The sequence below is a fragment of the Flavobacterium sp. 11 genome (assembly GCF_002754315.1).
GTDB lineage: Bacteria > Bacteroidota > Bacteroidia > Flavobacteriales > Flavobacteriaceae > Flavobacterium > Flavobacterium algoritolerans.
The window spans coordinates 537768-555789 of the sequence record NZ_PEFE01000001.1; the positions used below are offsets into that span (position 1 = coordinate 537768).

The 18022-nt window shown below is 36.9% G+C and carries 12 protein-coding genes; 7 read left to right on the forward strand and 5 right to left on the reverse strand.

What is annotated here, in order from left to right; all coding sequences use genetic code 11:
- Nucleotides 1-124: 124 nt before the first annotated feature.
- The 6 genes from nirB to CLV00_RS02405 all read left to right on the forward strand — a co-directional run bounded on the left by nirB (nt 125) and on the right by CLV00_RS02405 (nt 8099).
- Nucleotides 125-2632 (forward strand): nitrite reductase large subunit NirB, encoded by a 2508-nt coding sequence (nirB, locus tag CLV00_RS02380; RefSeq protein ID WP_099713639.1) that lies wholly within the window; start codon nt 125-127, stop codon nt 2630-2632.
- Nucleotides 2633-2750: 118 nt separating this feature from the next.
- Nucleotides 2751-3128 carry a nitrite reductase small subunit NirD gene (gene nirD, locus CLV00_RS02385; protein WP_099713640.1) on the forward strand — a complete coding sequence of 126 codons (378 nt, stop codon included), beginning with the start codon at nt 2751-2753 and terminating at the stop codon, nt 3126-3128.
- 29 nt (nt 3129-3157) lie between these two features.
- Entirely contained in the window at nt 3158-3745 is a 588-nt protein-coding gene (locus CLV00_RS02390) for a DUF4202 domain-containing protein (RefSeq protein WP_099713641.1), read from the forward strand.
- A gap of 12 nt (nt 3746-3757) precedes the next feature.
- The gene (locus CLV00_RS02395) at nt 3758-5566 is read left to right on the forward strand and encodes an ATP-binding protein (RefSeq protein ID WP_099713642.1); all 1809 of its coding nucleotides are present in this window, start codon (nt 3758-3760) and stop codon (nt 5564-5566) included.
- Between the two features lie 103 nt (nt 5567-5669).
- A complete protein-coding gene (locus CLV00_RS02400; protein WP_099713643.1) occupies nt 5670-6329 on the forward strand; it encodes a response regulator transcription factor in 660 nt (219 codons plus the stop codon).
- A gap of 288 nt (nt 6330-6617) precedes the next feature.
- Nucleotides 6618-8099: a nitrate/nitrite transporter gene (locus tag CLV00_RS02405; RefSeq protein ID WP_099713644.1), complete on the forward strand. Its 1482-nt coding sequence runs from the start codon at nt 6618-6620 to the stop codon at nt 8097-8099.
- A 548-nt stretch (nt 8100-8647) separates the two neighbouring features.
- On the opposite strand, the gene CLV00_RS02410 is transcribed toward CLV00_RS02405, so the two are convergent.
- From CLV00_RS02410 to CLV00_RS02430, 5 genes are all read right to left on the reverse strand, one after another.
- Nucleotides 8648-9454, reverse strand: a complete 807-nt coding sequence (locus tag CLV00_RS02410) for an ABC transporter ATP-binding protein (RefSeq protein ID WP_099713645.1) — start codon at nt 9452-9454, stop codon at nt 8648-8650.
- A 228-nt stretch (nt 9455-9682) separates the two neighbouring features.
- Complete coding sequence (gene ntrB, locus CLV00_RS02415) at nt 9683-10570, reverse strand: nitrate ABC transporter permease (protein ID WP_099713646.1); 888 nt, start codon at nt 10568-10570, stop codon at nt 9683-9685.
- Between the two features lie 28 nt (nt 10571-10598).
- Nucleotides 10599-11828 carry a CmpA/NrtA family ABC transporter substrate-binding protein gene (locus tag CLV00_RS02420; protein WP_099713647.1) on the reverse strand — a complete coding sequence of 410 codons (1230 nt, stop codon included), beginning with the start codon at nt 11826-11828 and terminating at the stop codon, nt 10599-10601.
- Between the two features lie 26 nt (nt 11829-11854).
- Nucleotides 11855-13306: an alginate export family protein gene (locus CLV00_RS02425; protein WP_099716205.1), complete on the reverse strand. Its 1452-nt coding sequence runs from the start codon at nt 13304-13306 to the stop codon at nt 11855-11857.
- Nucleotides 13307-13613: 307 nt separating this feature from the next.
- Nucleotides 13614-14318, reverse strand: coding sequence for a Crp/Fnr family transcriptional regulator (locus CLV00_RS02430; RefSeq protein ID WP_099713648.1), 705 nt, complete (start codon nt 14316-14318; stop codon nt 13614-13616).
- A gap of 180 nt (nt 14319-14498) precedes the next feature.
- Here CLV00_RS02430 and CLV00_RS02435 point away from each other — a divergent pair, with 180 nt between their 5' ends.
- The gene (locus tag CLV00_RS02435) at nt 14499-18011 is read left to right on the forward strand and encodes a nitrate reductase (RefSeq protein WP_099713649.1); all 3513 of its coding nucleotides are present in this window, start codon (nt 14499-14501) and stop codon (nt 18009-18011) included.
- Nucleotides 18012-18022: the final 11 nt, after the last annotated feature.

Consider the following 18022-nt stretch of genomic DNA (forward strand, 5'->3'; position numbering starts at 1 on the left):
AATTAGACAAAAACCACCTCTATCCCCTTTTTTAAAATTACTTAGAATAAAAAATTTTAAATTAAGTATTTAAATATAAGTATTAATACTTATATTTGCGTAATAATACTTAATTAATTAGATTATGATTAAAGTAATAGTAGTCGGAAACGGCATGGTAGGTTACAAATTTTGCGAAAAATTCATTGCAAAATCAGGACATGAAGAATACCAAATCACCGTATTTGGAGAAGAGCCAAGACGCGCATACGACAGAGTTCACCTAAGTGAATACTTTGCAGGAAAAAGCGCTGACGACTTATCATTATCAACATCAAATTGGTATGAAGAGCATAACATTACCCTAAACACCTCCGAATTAATTACTGATATTAATAGAGAGCAAAAAACAATACATACACATCTAGAGAAAACACATACTTATGACTACTTAGTTTTAGCAACAGGTTCAGCCGCTTTTGTACCACCCATAGAAGGAGTTGACAAAGAAGGTGTTTTTGTGTACAGAACCATTGAAGATCTGGATGCAATTATGGCTTACGCCAAAAAAATAAAACGAAATGGCGCCACCGAAGCTGCCGTTTTGGGTGGTGGATTATTAGGACTTGAAGCCGCAAAAGCAGTATATGATTTAGGACTGAATCCTCATGTAGTCGAATTTGCTCCTCGATTGATGCCAAGACAATTGGACAAAGGCGCTAGTGACATGCTGCAATCAAAAATCGAGGAACTTAATATTAGCATTCACCTTAACAAATCAACACAATATATTGCTGGAGAGCATGCTATTACAGGAATGATGTTTGAAGGAGACGATTTACTTAAAGTAGATATGTTGGTAATTTCCGCAGGAATAAAACCACGTGATGAACTAGGAAGAGTTTCAGGGCTGGAAGTGGGCGTACGAGGAGGAATTGTAGTAAACAACCAGATGCAATCTTCGGATCCTTTTATCTATGCGATAGGCGAAGTGGCACTTTACAACCATATGATTTATGGTCTTGTGGCTCCCGGATATGAAATGGCCGATGTTGCCGCTGAACAAATCCTGAAAGGAGCAAAAACCATGAGAGACACCATCGACATGTCGACACAATTAAAATTAATTGGCGTTGAAGTGGCGAGTTTTGGAGATCCATTTATAGAAAATGAAGAAGTAACAGCTATTGTTTACGAAAACAAATTAAGCGGAATTTATAAAAGAATCAACGTTACTAAAGATTCCAAAACCTTATTGGGCGGGATTTTAGTTGGTGATTCAAGTGATTACAATGCATTGTTCCAAATTTACAGCAATGCCATGCCGTTACCTAAAAACCCGGAAGATTTGATTCTTGGTTCGAGAGGTGGAGAAGCATCTTCTTTTGGAAGTGCAATGGATTTACCGGATACTGCTGTAATCTGCTCTTGTGAAAATGTAACCAAAGGCGCTATTTGCTGTTCTATCGTTGATGAAACTTGTACTACTTTTGGAGATGTTGTAAAACACACCAAAGCAACAACAGGCTGTGGCGGATGCAAACCGATGGTTGTTGACCTTGTAAAAGAAACTCAAAAATCATTAGGAAAAGAAGTCAAAGATGTTATTTGCGAGCACTTTGCATACAACAGACAAGAATTATACGACATCGTAAAAATCAATAAATTCACGAACCACGACGAAGTGTTAGGAGTTGTAGGAAAAGGAGATGGATGTGAGGTTTGCAAACCTATTTTATCTTCAATATTTTCCAGTATTTACAATGATACTGCCAATAAACACATCACAGCACAGGATTCTAATGACAGATTCCTCGCGAATATTCAACGTAACGGAACCTACTCTGTAGTACCAAGAATTGCCGGTGGAGAAATTACTGCTGACAAACTTATTGTTATCGGTGAAGTGGCCAAAGAATACAATTTGTACACTAAAATTACCGGAGGGCAACGCATCGATTTATTTGGGGCGCAACTAAATGATTTACCTAAAATTTGGAAAACTCTAATTGACAATGGTTTCGAAAGCGGTCACGCGTATGGAAAATCACTGCGTACTGTAAAAAGCTGTGTGGGTAACGCTTGGTGTCGCTACGGAATGGATGAAAGTGCCGGTTTTGCTATCGAATTAGAAAACAGATACAAAGGACTTCGTTCGCCTCATAAAATAAAAGGTGGCGTTTCTGCTTGTATTCGCGAATGCGCCGAAGCCAGAGGAAAAGATTTCGGATTAATCGCAGTTGAAGGTGGCTGGAACTTATACATCTGCGGTAACGGTGGTGCAAATCCTAAACATGCCGTATTATTGGCCGAACAAATTGACAGAGAGACTTGCATCAAATACTTAGATCGTTTCTTGATGTTTTACATCCGTACAGCGGGTCCATTAGTGCGAACTTCTACTTGGCTGGAAAAACTGGAAGGCGGATTAGATTATCTAAAAGAAGTAGTTATCGATGACAGCCTGGGAATTGTAGAAGCATTAGAAACAGAAATGCAAGGTTTGGTAGATACTTTCGAATGTGAATGGAAACAAGCCATTGAAGATCCCGAAATGATGAAACGTTTTAGCCATTTCACTAATTCTGACGAAGCCGATGACAACATTGTTTTTGTACCGTTAAGAGATCAAAAAATGCCTAAATCTTGGTAATCAGTCATTTTAAAATAAAAACAACTACTACATAATACACAACTAATTAACTGTTTTTAGCCTTTGATTCCTCTCCTTTGGAGAGGGCTGGGGTGAGGAAAATTAAAAGATTATTCAAATGGAAAACATTCTAAATCAATACGAAACCGTAAATTTAAACGAAGTAAAAGTATGGTTCAAGGCAGGAAAAACTGCTGATTTTCCCAGCAATGGTGGTGGTTGCATCAAATACAAAAACAAACAAATCGCCATTATAAAATTTGACCGAAGAAACGAATGGTACGCTTGCCAAAACTTATGTCCTCACAAAATGGAAATGGTACTTTCCAGAGGAATGATTGGTTCCGCTGATGATATTCCTAAAATTGCCTGTCCAATGCACAAGAAAACATTCTCTCTTGTAGACGGATCAAATTTGAATGGAGATGATTTAAAAATTGCCACCTATCCGGTAAAAATTGTTGAAAATGAGGTCTTCGTAGGCTTTTTGGAATAATTATGTATCTTTGATTTTTAACTTTTCAAATGACAACAACTCCATTTCAAAACGCCAGCGCATGGATTGATGCAGAAAATGCACAAGATCCAAATCACGAAATCTATCAATCCGTTTCTCATCCAAAGGAACTATTGTATTCTAACAGAATGTACGAAAGGCTTATGGATTTTTATCCAAATGCATCCGAAGCTGTTCAGATTGCTTCCAAAGCACAACACATCTGCCGATGGAAAGTAGCCCGGGAATCCTATCCAATGGATCGTGTGGGATATTTGAAATGGCGCGAAGATTTGAAAAAATTTCATGCTAAAACTACGGCTGCAATTTTAGAAAAAGCAGGTTATTCCGAAGAATTTATTGCACGGGTTTCTTTTTTAATCGAAAAAAAATTACTCAAAAAAGACGCTGAAACACAACTACTCGAGGATGTAATTTGTCTGGTATTTCTAGAATATTATTTAGACCCTTTTGTGCACAAACACGATAGAGAAAAACTGAAAAATATCATTCTGAAAACTTGGAATAAAATGTCCGAAAAAGGACATCAGGAAGCACTAAAAATCAACTTCAGCACAACAAACTTTCAATTGATAAAAGAGGCTCTAGGATTGTAATTCGATTTCTTTATGAAAAACAAAGCTGCAGCATCGATAGACACCGTTTCATTCAAAAATTTAAGGCGATTGTATTTATTCGCCTTATTGACGATTGGAATAACGGTACTATTGAGCCAGCTTTTGATACAATACAACCTAAACAGTCAGCGAAGCGATTCTCGAATAATCAACATTTCCGGAAAACAAAGAATGTTGAGTCAGAAATTGACAAAGGAGATTTTGATTCTGAATTTCGTGACGGACACTTCCAAAAACAAGCAGGAAATCATCCGAATCAATGAAATAATCTCACTCTGGAAATTCAACCATAATGCGTTGGAAAAAGGAAATGACAGCCTTGGTTTTCCAAAAGAAAAAAGCCCCGCACTCACTAAATTATTTGTAGCTATCAAACCCAATTTTGATACTATACTTAATGCTGCAACCCGACTTTTAGAAAACAAAAAATCACATACAAAAGAACAGGAGAATCAAAAATTAGTTCAAACTATTCTTGAAAACGAAAGTATCTTCCTTTCGAAAATGAATGAAATTGTTGGTGAATATGATAAAGAAGCCCTCGAAAAAGTAACGTTGCAAAGCAAAACGGAATATGCAATTTTACTTTTTACTCTCTTGGTTTTGCTATTGGAATTCATTTTTATTTTCAAACCAACCAACAAAAAAGTAGAGACACTTATTTTTAAACTTTTGTTCTCCGAAAAAAAGGCTTTGAAACTCGCCCACGATACCGAAATCATAAGCGAAATAAAAGAAAACTCAGTCAAAGAATTGAAATCACTCAATTATGCGATGGAAAACACCTTGCTCTATTGTCGCGTTTCACCGGATGGAAAACTGATACACATTGGAGAAAAATTCTCTAAACTACTGCAATACAATCCCTTTATTTCTGATAAAACTTTCTCTCAAGTCGTAACTCCAATAGAGAAAGAGCAGATTATTATTGACAGGATTATTGCCGAAAAACAAAGAAGTGGCTGGCAAGGTGAAATTAATATTACCAATAGAAAAGGAGAATCACTTTGGCTGGATATGTCATTGGTTCCGGTAACCATAAAAAAAGAAGAATCCGAATTATTGATTATCTGTTTTGATATTACTGAACGTAAAAAAGCGGAACAGGAAGTCGAGCGATTGAATACTGAAAATGTAACCGACAAAATCAATCAGCAGAAGGTTATTTCGAGTAAAATTGTCGAAAATCAGGAAAACGAACAAAACAGAATTGCACGAGAAATCCACGACGGAATTGGACAAATGCTCACCGGATTAAAATTCAGTTTGGAAAGCATTAATTTGGACGACAAAGAGAAAGCAGCCCAGAAAATTGAATACCTCAAAAAACTGTCTTTAGATATTATAAAAGGCGTTCGCACCGCCACATTCAACTTAATGCCACCGGAATTAAGCGACCACGGAATAAACTCTGCGCTTGCAAAACTTACTCAAGAATTATCAAAACTGACCGGAAAGAATATTCTTTTTTACAACAAAACTAATTTTGATAAACGCCTGGATTCTTTAATTGAAATAAATATTTACAGACTTACGCAGGAAGCCATAAACAATGCAATTAAGTATGCCGATTCTTCTCATATTATTGTACAGCTTTCGCATAGCAATTCCATTTTGAGCATTACAATAGACGACAACGGAAAAGGTTTTGACATTGAAACGGCAGAAAAGAAGCGAAACAGCGAGTCTGGGATGGGATTACTTTTTATGAAAGAAAGAATACAATATATTAATGGTCGTGTTTTCTTTAACTCCATTCCCGGTGAAGGAACCCGAATCACCTTCAATATTCCCATATAAAAGATAAATATTAGAATTTGGACTTTATTTTTAAGAATTACGTATCTTAGCCTACTTTTTAGGTTTTTATACGTAAAAATTAGATTTTAAAATTAAGTAAATTATGAGTAATACTATTCGAGTTGTATTGGCAGATGACCATGTATTTGTGAGAGACGGAATCAAATCATTATTGGAAAACGAAGCAAATATAGAAGTTGTCGGTGAAGCGACTGACGGCTTGGAAGCTTTGAAAATAGTAGAAAGCTGCAAACCTGATTTATTAATTTTAGACATTCGCATGCCTAATATGACAGGAATTGAAGTTGTCGAAAAACTGCGAAGTCAAAACAATTTGGTAAAAATTGTTATGCTGTCCATGCATGAATCAGAGGAATACGTATTAAAATCAATCAAAGCTGGAGCCGACGGATACTTACTAAAAGGATCCAGTAAAGAAGAATTCCTTAAGGCATTACAGACTATTGCTAATGGAGGAAAATATTTCAGCGGCGATATTTCATCCATATTAATTGGACAACTGAACAACTCCACTTCTATTCAGGAATCAAAACCAATGCAGGACGAAGACCAGTTGATTACCAAAAGAGAACGAGAAATTCTTAAACTTTTATTGTCAGGTAAAGGAAACAAAGAAATTGCCGAAGCTTTAGATATCAGCAAAAGAACTGCCGAAGTACATCGTTTTAATTTGATGAAAAAATTAAAAGTCAAAAATTTAATGGAACTTTCCAATAAAGCCAACGAGTATTCCTTGATATAAGTACAATTCTAAAAACACTTATTTTTTAAGAATACGTATGCTATTTTCTTTATTTGTTGTTTAAAACAATCCAAACTCCATATTTAAAAACTATTTCTGAGGCAATCTAAACTGTTTTTAACCCTAAAAAGAACGACTTGTTTGATGATTTCATAATATATAGATTCAATTATGGCTATTTAGAAATAAATGCATCGAATTTTAAAATATTCACATAAATACGTATTTTTACGTATAATATACTTAAATTAAGTAATAGTACTTATATTTGTAAAAAATATAGGTACGATGAAAACTTCAAACTCTTTATCCCAATCGCATAAAATTTTGTTTTTAAATACACTGGCATTCACGATATGTTTTGCTTGTTGGACTTTAAATGGTGTTTTGGTCACTTTCTTGGTAGACAACGGTATCTTCAAGTGGAGCGTTGTACAAGTGGGATGGCTTCTGGGAATCCCGATTCTTACGGGTTCCATTATGCGATTACCAATTGGAATTTTGACTGATAAATTTGGCGGAAAATACGTTTTCTCCATACTACTCCTTCTCTGCTCTATTCCCTTATTTCTACTGCCATTAGCGGATAGTTTTTTTATGTTTGCCCTTTTAAGCTTTTTGTTTGGTATGGTAGGAACAAGCTTTGCCGTTGGTATTGGCTATACTTCTATTTGGTATCCAAAAGAATGGCAAGGTAGAGCATTGGGGATTTTCGGAATAGGAAATGCAGGAGCCGCCATAACTACTTTTTTAGCACCTTCGTTATTGAATCATTTTTCAATTGAAGACCCGCAAAATGGTTGGAAATTATTACCTCTTATATATGGTTTTGCTTTAGTCGTTATTGGGATATTTTTCTTGATTTTTGCCAAAAACAAAAAAATAGAGAACCACACCAAAACCGTTTCTCAAATGCTGCAATCCTTAAAAAGTGTGCGTGTTTGGCGATTTGGAGCCTATTACTTCTTGGTTTTTGGATGTTTCGTTGCCTATTCACAATGGTTGTTGCCTAACTTCATGAATGTATACCAAACGAGTCTTGTCATGGGTGGATTATTCGCCACCATGTTCAGCTTGCCGTCCGGAGTGATTCGCGCTTTTGGAGGCTATTTATCAGATAAATTTGGTGCTCGAAAAGTAATGTATTGGGTATTGGGTTCTTCCGTAATCCTAAGTGCTTTGTTGATGATTCCAAAAATGGATATTACCACAACAGGACCCGGAGTTTTGGCCACCAAAAAAGGAACCATCACAATGATTTCTGATTCGAAGGTGAAAATTGGCGATACTGACTTTGCCATTACGCAAAAGACAGAACAACCGCAGCAAAGTTCTATTTTTCCTGTTAGAACATCATGGCAACAAGTAGTTGTAAGCCAGAATCAAGACGTCAAGAAAAAGGAATTGGTCGCAAAAGGAATCACCCATATTCGTTTTGATGCCAATATGTGGGTGTACTTAGTTTTAGTGATTCTGATTGGTATTTCTTGGGGAATTGGAAAAGCTGCCGTTTACAAACACATTCCGGAATATTTCCCGACAGAAGTTGGCGTTGTAGGTGGAATGGTAGGAATGATTGGTGGATTAGGCGGTTTCTTTGGACCTATTATCTTCAGTTATTTATTGACAGCTACCGGAATTTGGTCCAGCTCTTGGATATTCATCTTGCTTTTTTCAGCTATTTGTTTGATTTGGATGCACTATACCGTAACGAAAATCATGAATGAAAAACAACCTACGTTATCCCGAGAAATGGAGCGCAAAAAATAAAAATATACTTTTTTGAATGGGTTATTTGGGTTAAAGAAATTGTTATTCATACACTAATTCCCTATTATACAGTAGAGACACACTGCAGTGCGTCTCTACATTTCGATTCCTCTAGAAAGTTTTTACTTCATACACAGATATAAGACTAATTTTCCTATTACGGTTTATGTCTTGTGTAGAAGCTAAAAAAAGTATTCAACCGCAGATTCACAGATTTTATGTTTGTGATTTGCGGTTTTTGTTTCTAATTAAATGTGCCAAATCAACCACGACTTGGCGAATTAACGATCATTGATTTAATTGCATTTACAAGACATTTTAAATTTAAGTGTATATTTGAGATTGATGATAAATACTACGATCTAAAAACCCAATTAACCTGTTTATCGTATCGTAGAGACGCACTGCAGTGCGTCTCTAGGTGCGTCTCTACAATGCGGTTATGTCGTACGTCTTTACAATGTCCCCTGTTTAAATATATACCCAACAAAAATCCCCGTAACGTTTTAACATTACAGGGATTTTTCACTCAAAAAAATTAAATAAAACTAACTTTTATACACCATTCCCATATCTTCGATGGAGAATTTATCGGTTAAGAGGTGTAATAATTTATCTCTTAGCTCAATATATTCGGGCATTTTTACGATTTCGATTTTGTTTCTGGGTCTTGGTAAATGTACTTCTACAATTTCCCTGATAGTTGAAGCCGGACCGTTATTCAACACTACAATTCTATCGGATAGGAATAATGCTTCTTCGATATCGTGCGTAATCATAACGATGGTTTTCTCTCGGTTGTTTAAATTCCATAATTTCAACACTTCCAGTTGCATCGAACCTTTGGTTAAGGCGTCCAAAGCGCCAAAGGGTTCATCTAATAACAACACGCCAGGATTAATAGCAAAAGCTCTGGCAATAGCAACTCTTTGCTTCATTCCACCCGATAATTGTCCCGGTAATTTATCTTTATGTTCGTATAAATTGACCATTTTTAGGTTTTTTTCTACGATTTCCAATTTCTCTTTTTTGGAGCAATCCATAACGGAATCTACGGCTTGAAAAATGTTTTGTTCGACAGTCATCCAAGGCAAAAGCGAATAATTTTGAAAAACGATTCCGCGATCTGGTCCCGGTCCTTTTATTTTTTTATTGTCTAATGCTACTGTTCCTCCAGTTGGCGTAAGCATTCCTCCTATCGCATTCATAATAGTCGATTTTCCACAACCGGAATGTCCAATGATGGAGATAATTTCCCCTTTTTTGATGGACAGATTGATATCTCTTACAGCAATATATTTTCCTTTTGGTGTTGGAAACGAAATTTCCAAATCTTTGATTTCTAAATAACTCATGATTTCTTTATTTAATGATTTGAAGATTGGCTCTAAAAATCGATGTTATTTTATAGTGAATTCTTTATGTATCGGGTTTGCGTGAGTGATGGCAGTGGAGCTCTTTTTTGAGCCGATTTTTTTCGGCTTAAAAAAAGCGGGAACGTACAGCACGACCCAAAGTTGCGAGGCGACAGACGAAGCAATCTGAAGGGGCACGCCCAAAAGAAAAACTTCCTGATTTTAAAACTACGCTTTGTAAGCTACTTTATTTTCGATAAAAGTGAAGATTCTGTCAAAAAGCAATCCTACAATCCCGATGATAATAATGGCCGAAATTACTTTTTCGAGGCTTAGCGCATTCCAGCTGTCCCATACAAAAAACCCGATTCCTGCGCCACCAGACAACATTTCGCCCGCTACAATTACCAACCAAGCAACGCTGATACTCAATCGCAATCCGGTTATGATGTGTGGTAAACTGTATGGAATTAAGATTTTAGTCAAGTATCTCATTTTGGAAAAACCAAAAGCTTTGGCCACATTTTTATGGTCTTGCGGAATCGAAGCAACTCCAAAAGAAGTGTTTATCAGTGTGGACCATAATGAGGTGATGAATACGATAAATATGGTTGCCATTCCGGTATCTTTGAAAACGACCAAGCCAATTGGGAACCAAGCCAGCGGCGAAACTGGTTTGAGCAATTGTACGATTGGATAAAAAATTTGTTTGCAAATAGTGCTTGCTCCCATTAAAATCCCGATTGGAATGGCAATTAAAGAACCCAACAAAAATCCGGAAAGTACCGTTTTGATAGAGCTGAACAATTGCAATCCAATTCCTTTGTCATTTGGCCCGTAATCATAAAACGGATCGCTTAACATTTCTTTTAAAACGGTCAAAGTAGCCAATGGTCCCGGAAGCGCGTCTTGAGTAAAATAACTCAATACGCTCCAAAAGCCTCCAAAAATCACCAAACCAATCCCAGCAAAAAAGCCTGATTTTGATTTTTCAAGTAGTGCATTTACGGCTAATTTGAGTTTATAATTTTCTGCTGCGACACTTTTTTTGCTTTCTGTCGCCACATTGATGGATGAATCTAATGCATCAATAGTTAGTGTGTTTTTATCAGACATGGTTCTAAAATTTAGTTTAATAATTCATTTATCTTTTTACAACTTTCAAATAAGCCGCAGGATTTGCAGGGTCAAAAACTGTTTTGTCCATTGTAAGTGCAAACGGTTTCATATCGTCATTTGGCACTTTAATCTTCATGCTCGCCGCTACTTCTTTATACAAATCATCCAAAATCAATTTATCTGCAATGGCAGCATAATTTGGTGCTTCTTTCAAATATCCGAATCTAACAAACTGTGCCATTGCCCATATTGCGTGTGATTTACGAGGAAAATTAACCATTCCGCCTTTGTGAAACAACATATAATCTTTGGCATACACTTGTGTTCCTTGGTTGCAACCCAAATCATAATTTCCCATCAATCTGTTTTCGATTACATCAGCCGGAGCGTTCACGTAAGGTGCTCTACCGATAATCGCCGCTGCTTTTTTACGATTTACAGGATTGTCTAACCAAATGCAGGCTTCCATAACGGCTTTCATTACTTTAACTAAATCGGCTTTGCGTTTGGCACTAAAATCTTTGTTTACCACCAAAGCTTTTTCCGGGTGATCTTTCCAAATATCCTGAGAAGCCACTTGTGTAAATCCAATTCCTTGTTTTACCGCAACACCGCCCCAAGGTTCACCTACACAAAATCCATCCATATTACCCACTTTCATATTGGCAACCATTTGAGGCGGTGGAATTGTAATGATTTTTACTGCTTTTTGATTCAAACCAGCAATTGACATCCAGTTGCGCAACCATAAATCGTGTGTTCCTCCAGGAAATGTCATCGCAAAAGTCACTTCTTTTTCGGCTTTTAATTTGGCTGCAACAACCGGAGTCACTTTATTCATTTGTTTGAATCCTACTTTTCCACAAAAATCTTTTGAAAGTGTAATCGCTTGTCCGTTTACATTCAACATCATTGCAATTTTCATTTCGGAACCTGCTTTTCCACCTACTCCAGTGTATACTGAAAATGGCATGGAATACAAACAATGTGCTCCGTCTAATTCTCCTGTTAGGATTTTGTCACGAACATTTGCCCAAGACGATTCTTTGGTTACCACAACCTCAACACCGTATTTCTTGAACAAACCCAATTCCTTTGCCATAACTATTGGCGAGCAATCCGTAAGTGGTATAAATCCTAATCGCACCGGATCATTTTGGGCGGTTATTGTTGTAAAAGCCGAGCTGAATACTACTAAAACCATCAATAGTATGGTTTGGAAAGTCCTTCTTATTTGTTGATTTGATTTTTTCATTTTAAAAAGATTTAAAAGTTATTTTTTTATTTTTTAGCTAAAAAATTAGGTTTAACATTGACCATCACATACGCAAATTGCGGGCTTAAATCTGGTGTTGTAACATTTTTAACCGCTGCAGAAGCCATAGAATTTGTCGCTTTCATGATAGAATAACCCGCTTCAATATTGATCATTTTGGTTAAATTGTATTTCACTAACAAATCCACTTCGGTTCCTAAATAATAACTTAATTCTCCTCCGGCTCCGTTAGATAATTTATCCGCAGCTTGAAAACCATGAACATCTAAAAAGAGACTCAAATTATCTTTTACATTGTATTTCACTTTGAAGAAATAGTTTAGCAATCCTTGTTTTCCAAAGCCATTCGCCGCATAGAAATAATCCATGCTTCCCCAGAATTTATGTGGTGTTCCGTAAAGCGGATCAAAACGATTATTATCTGACGTTGCCGTTACTGTTTTTGTACCGTCATCACCCGATAAATAATCGATTCCGGGACCTACAAATAATTTTCTTCCCACTTGTAAAGTTGAAGTAATCGAAGCAAGATTAGCACTTATAGAGCGACCGTCTTTGTCCTTTCCGCCTTGGTGGTAAAGACTTCCCGTAAGATTCAGTTTTCTCGTAATCGTAGAATTAAAATAAAATCCGGTGGTATTGCGGCTCCAAACACCTTCTCCAAATACCTTGGTAGTTACCGCTGGAGTTCCTGAAGTTACATTGGTATATTTATTAAAATCATCTTTAAAGAATAGAAAAGATACGTCTCCAAAGAAGAATTTTCGACCTAAATACGCATACTGAAACGATTTATACATCGTCGCAATTCCATTTGTTCCAGCACCATAAGCAGGGTTTGTCCCGTTGTAAACAGTACCTGTATTTAGCTCTTTATTTTGGTTAAATGCCGCTCCTACATCAGCAATCCAACCTTTATTCGCAAATTTAAAAACAACGGCATCGTGTCTTCTTCCTTGTTGCAACCAGTCTAAACCACCCAAAACTTTTTGGTCATCATAAGAGATTTCCTGGCGTCCAAACTTTACGGATAGATTTTGGATTTTACTTATTGTATCATTCAACATAATCTCTCCCCAAGCTTCATGCAATAAAATTCCGTTATTCGCCTCCGTGGTTGTTCTGTTTATAGAAGAAGCATCTTGTCCCCAAACGCGTACGTCTTGCAAGGCCATAAATACTTTAAAACGATAGCCTGTATATCCTACATTTAATCTGGCTCTTTGTGAAGTAAACAAACCTGCTTTATCCTCTTCTTTTTGCAATGTTCCTTGTCCTGCTCTAAGTTCCGTTCTTTCTCTAACTTGTCCTGTTGCCGTTAATTGCGCTTTTGTCTCGTTATAACTTAAAAATGTTAAGGCGATGCCTAAGAAAATAGATTTCGAAAGAGTAACACTTGAAGTTTTTAGTTTTCTTAATCCTTGAATACGTAATGATGTGATTTTAATCTTTTGCATAATCATCTGTTTTAATTAGTATGAAGCAAATTTACGTAAGTATAAATACTTACGTATAATATAAAAAACAGTTGTAAATAGCTTTTTAATACCAGAAAAAAAGTAGTTAAGTCAGTTTACTTTCTGCTTTTTAGCAGTAAATAGCAGCAAACCAAGCAATAGCAGCAGGTTAGCTGAATTGAATACGTAGAAAAGGAAGTAGAAACTTCTGGAATTTTCTGGAAAGGCGTTTTGATAATTGACTTTTAAAGACTTTCGATATCAATTAAATGGGAAATGGGTGGTGGATCTAATCTGAAATTGAGCACTAAAGGTATTTGTGTTCTTTTATTTCAGATTTTAATTTGTCGGTGTTGACCAATCCTATTTTCTTACCGATGGTTGTTATAAGGACTTCTTTCTTCAAACTTGAAATCACTCTAATTACTTGCTCGTCAGTAGTTCCTGCAAAATCGGCAATTTCTTTTCTGGATAAATCCAAATCGATAACACCGTTCAACTGACCGAATTTTTTATGAATATACAATAAGGTATCAATGACTCTTTCCCTTACGTTCATTTGGGCAATTTTTCGAATGTTATTCTCGCTTTTATTCAATTCTTCTGCGTAGAACAACATTAAATCAAAGGTGAATTCGGGAACATTATGAAGTATTTCCAGCATATCTTCATTACTAAAATTACACAACATTGTATCTTCTAAAGCGTACGCTCCAATGTGATAGCGCTTGCTCGTTCCAAAGCCTCTAAAACCAACTGTATCGCCATCTTTGGTCAAACGCACAATTTGTTCTCTGCCGTGAATGCCTGTTTTTACAGTCTTTACTTTTCCTTTGTAAATAAAATACAAGCCTTGAATAGGCGCCCCTTCAATTATAAATTGTTGCGATTTTTTACAAGTGAAACTTCTATTTTTATCAATGTACTTTTTCATTTGTTCTAAATGAAGGTGCTTTTTTATAAAACAATTTTCATTTACGCAACTGGTACAAGTGGCTAATTCTTCTTTCATACGTAGCTAAAATTTAAAAATCGTTTACAAAATGATGGGATGCATTCATTTATTTTAACCAAAAATATAAAATAATATTCATTTAATACGTATTAATACGTAAAAATACTTATTTTTACATTTCAATATCTTAGTTAGCGCTCAAATGCAGGCTTTCATTATTAATAAAGAAATTCTATAATGCAAAATTCAGAAATCAAAACTACGTGTTCCTATTGTGGAGTAGGATGCGGAATTATAGTAACCAATGATTCTAAAAATGGAGTAACGGTAACTGGCGACAAAAACCATCCTGTCAATAAAGGAATGTTATGTTCCAAAGGGATGAACCTGCATTATGTAGTCAATGATACTTCTGACCGAATCCTATATCCAGAAATGCGATGGAGTAAATCACATCCTATGGAACGTGTGAGCTGGGATACTGCATTGGAACGTGCAGCGGCAGTTTTTACCTCCATCATAAAAAAACACGGTCCAGATAGCGTTGGATTTTATATTTCCGGACAATGCCTTACCGAAGAATATTATTTGGTAAACAAACTGGTAAAAGGATTTCTGAAAACCAATAATATCGACACCAACTCTCGCTTGTGCATGAGTTCAGCAGTGGTGGGTTACAAAAAAACATTTGGCGAAGATGCGGTTCCCATCGCTTACGACGATATTGAACTCGCCGATACCTTTTTGATAACAGGAGCCAATCCTGCTTGGTGTCACCCAATTCTTTTTAGACGTATCGAACAACACAAAGAGAAGAATCCAAAAGTAAAAATCATTGTAGTTGACCCCCGAAAAACAGACTCGGCCTTAAACGCCGACTTGCATTTACAAATCATTCCGGGGACTGATATTATTTTATACCATGCTTTGGCCAAAAGGCTCATCGAACAAGGATATGCTGATACTGATTTCATCAAAAACCACACTGAAAATTTCAAACTATATAAAGATTTAGTTCTTGCAAGCTCGCTAGAGAAAGCATCAAAACTTTGCGGAATACCCGTAAACGATATCAAATTAGCCGCTGATATCATTGGTAAAGCCAAAGGATTTCTTTCGCTTTGGGCGATGGGACTCAACCAAAGTGCTATTGGCGTAGACAAAAATACCGCTTTACTCAACCTTTCTTTACTGACCGGACAAGTAGGAAAACCGGGCTCTGGGCCTTTTTCATTGACGGGTCAACCCAATGCTATGGGCGGTCGTGAAGTGGGCGGAATGGCAAATTTACTCGCAGTTCATAAAGAATTGAACAATCCCGTTCATCGAAAAGAAGTCGCTGATTTTTGGGGAGTGGAAGACATCTCCGAGAAACCGGGATTAACGGCAACAGAAATGTTTGATGCCTTAGAATCTGGAAAGATGAAAGCGATTTGGGTTATTTGCACCAATCCGTTGGTGAGTTTACCCGATTCCCGACGCGTCGAAAAAGCATTGGCTAATGCCAAATTTGTGGTGGTTCAAGAGATTTCCCATAATGCCGATACGTCAAAATTTGCCGATTTATTATTACCCGCTGCGGGCTGGTTAGAAAAAGAAGGTACGATGACAAATTCGGAAAGACGAATTTCCTATTTACCAAAAGGCATCAATGCTCCGGGCGAAGCACTTCCTGATGTGGAAATCCTGACTCGCTTTGCTAAAAAAATGAATTTTAGCGGGTTTAATTTCAACACCACCGAAGACATTTACAAGGAATATTGCCTGATGACAAAAAACACCAATATTGATATTTCCTTTTTAAATTACAATCGATTAAAAAACGAAGGCACTTTTCAATGGCCCGTTCCAGATTATGGACATCCCGGAACGCCTCGTTTATTTACCGATAAAAAATTCTATACGCCTTCGCAAAAAGCAATTTTTAATCTGCCGACAGCGATTGAAAACACCTCGGAACAACCCAGCAATCAGTTTCCGTTTATTTTAACAACGGGACGCATTCGAGACCAATGGCACACGATGACCAAAACGGGAAAAGTATCCCGATTGATGACGCATATCCCAAGTCCGATGCTGGAAATAAATCCTATTGACGCCTACAAAGCAACCATAAAAAGCGGCGATATTGTAGTAGTGACGAGCAAAAATGGGACTGTTCGCGTAAAAGCAAAAGTATCTGATTCTATTAGGGAAGGCGTGCTTTTCTTACCGATGCACTGGGGAAAACAATTGGAAAATGATTTGAACAGAACCAATAATTTGACCAATACCGTTGTTGATCCAACATCGAAAGAACCCGATTTTAAGTTCACCACCGTTGCTGTTGCCAAATATGTGAAACCTTTTGAGAAAATAGCAGTCGTTGGCGCTGGAGCAGCCGCTTTCCGATTCATTCAGAACTATAGAGAAATCAATACTTCGGATGAAATTATTGTGTTTTCGAATGAAGAAAATCCTTTCTATAACCGCGTTTTATTGCCGGAATATGTAACGGCAGAACTTTCGTGGGAACAGCTTTTGAAAATCAAAGACGAAGCCTTGAGCAAGCTCAACATCACGATGAAATCAAATGTTTCAATTGATACCATCAACACTAAAGAAAATACAATTCTGGACAGTGACGGCATCGTTCATACTTTTGATTCCTTGATATTGGCTACCGGAAGCCGACCTTTTATTCCTGAAAATGCGCAATTGCACTTACCAGGACGCTTCACCATCAGAAAAAAAGAAGATGCTGACCGATTGAAAAACTATCTGGATGACACTAATTTACCTCCCGAAGAGCAACATGTTGTTATTGTAGGCGGTGGTTTATTAGGATTGGAATTGGCCGCAGCCTTGAAACATAAAAAAGTAAAAATTACGATAATTCAAAGGGCTTCCCGATTAATGGAACGTCAATTAGACCGAATCTCCAGTAAATTACTGGCCGAAGAAGTACAGCTTCGGGACATTCAAATTTATTTTGATAATGAAGTCAGCACGGTATTCGAAACCGAAAATCCGAACGAAATTGAAATTGCCCTGAAAAGTGGTCGAATTATTACGGCAAACGCCATCGTGTACACCATTGGAACCATCCCAAATATAGAATTAGCCAAAGAATCAGGGATTTCCTGCGGACGTGGCGTAAAAGTAAATCAGTATTTACAATCGTCGAATCCAAATATTTTTGCCATTGGCGAAATAGCTGAATTCAACAATCAATTATTCGGAATCACCTCAGCGGCTGAAGAACAAGCAGATGTTTTGGCAAATTTTATGGCCGGCGATATCAGCAGTTTTTATAAAGGCTCGGTTTTAATGAATATCCTGAAACTCGAAGACATCAATTTATGCAGCATTGGAGAAATTGAAATCCCAGAGAATGATGATTCCTACGAAGAAATTGTATTTTCTGATTTGGGAAAAAGATACTATAAAAAGTGTATCGTCAAAAACGATTTGCTGGTAGGCGCTATTTTGATGGGCGATAAAAATGAGTTTGCCGAATTCAAAACCATGATTGAAAGCAAAATCGAATTATCGGACAAGAGAAATACATTGCTGAGAGGAAGTTCGAATGCGAAACCCGTTTTAGGAAAACTCGTTTGTTCTTGCAGCCAAGTGGGAAGCGGCAATATTGAAGAAGCCATAAAAAGCGGCGTGACTAATTTTACCGAATTATGCAAAACCACCGGTGCCGGACTGGGCTGTGGAAGTTGTAAAACCGAAGTAAAAGAAATTTTAGCAAAAAATAAATAATAGTGGTCAGT

Excerpts from the sequence above, each read along its gene's own strand:
- CLV00_RS02435 (WP_099713649.1), top strand. The coding sequence starts at position 14,499 with ATGCAAAATTCAGAAATCAAAACTACGTGTTCCTATTGTGGAGTAGGA.
- CLV00_RS02390 (WP_099713641.1), top strand. The coding sequence starts at position 3,158 with ATGACAACAACTCCATTTCAAAACGCCAGCGCATGGATTGATGCAGAA.
- nirB (WP_099713639.1), top strand. The coding sequence starts at position 125 with ATGATTAAAGTAATAGTAGTCGGAAACGGCATGGTAGGTTACAAATTT.
- CLV00_RS02405 (WP_099713644.1), top strand. The coding sequence starts at position 6,618 with ATGAAAACTTCAAACTCTTTATCCCAATCGCATAAAATTTTGTTTTTA.
- ntrB (WP_099713646.1), bottom strand. The coding sequence starts at position 10,570 with ATGTCTGATAAAAACACACTAACTATTGATGCATTAGATTCATCCATC.
- CLV00_RS02395 (WP_099713642.1), top strand. The coding sequence starts at position 3,758 with ATGAAAAACAAAGCTGCAGCATCGATAGACACCGTTTCATTCAAAAAT.
- CLV00_RS02410 (WP_099713645.1), bottom strand. The coding sequence starts at position 9,454 with ATGAGTTATTTAGAAATCAAAGATTTGGAAATTTCGTTTCCAACACCA.
- CLV00_RS02400 (WP_099713643.1), top strand. The coding sequence starts at position 5,670 with ATGAGTAATACTATTCGAGTTGTATTGGCAGATGACCATGTATTTGTG.
- CLV00_RS02420 (WP_099713647.1), bottom strand. The coding sequence starts at position 11,828 with ATGAAAAAATCAAATCAACAAATAAGAAGGACTTTCCAAACCATACTA.
- CLV00_RS02425 (WP_099716205.1), bottom strand. The coding sequence starts at position 13,306 with ATGCAAAAGATTAAAATCACATCATTACGTATTCAAGGATTAAGAAAA.
- nirD (WP_099713640.1), top strand. The coding sequence starts at position 2,751 with ATGGAAAACATTCTAAATCAATACGAAACCGTAAATTTAAACGAAGTA.
- CLV00_RS02430 (WP_099713648.1), bottom strand. The coding sequence starts at position 14,318 with ATGAAAGAAGAATTAGCCACTTGTACCAGTTGCGTAAATGAAAATTGT.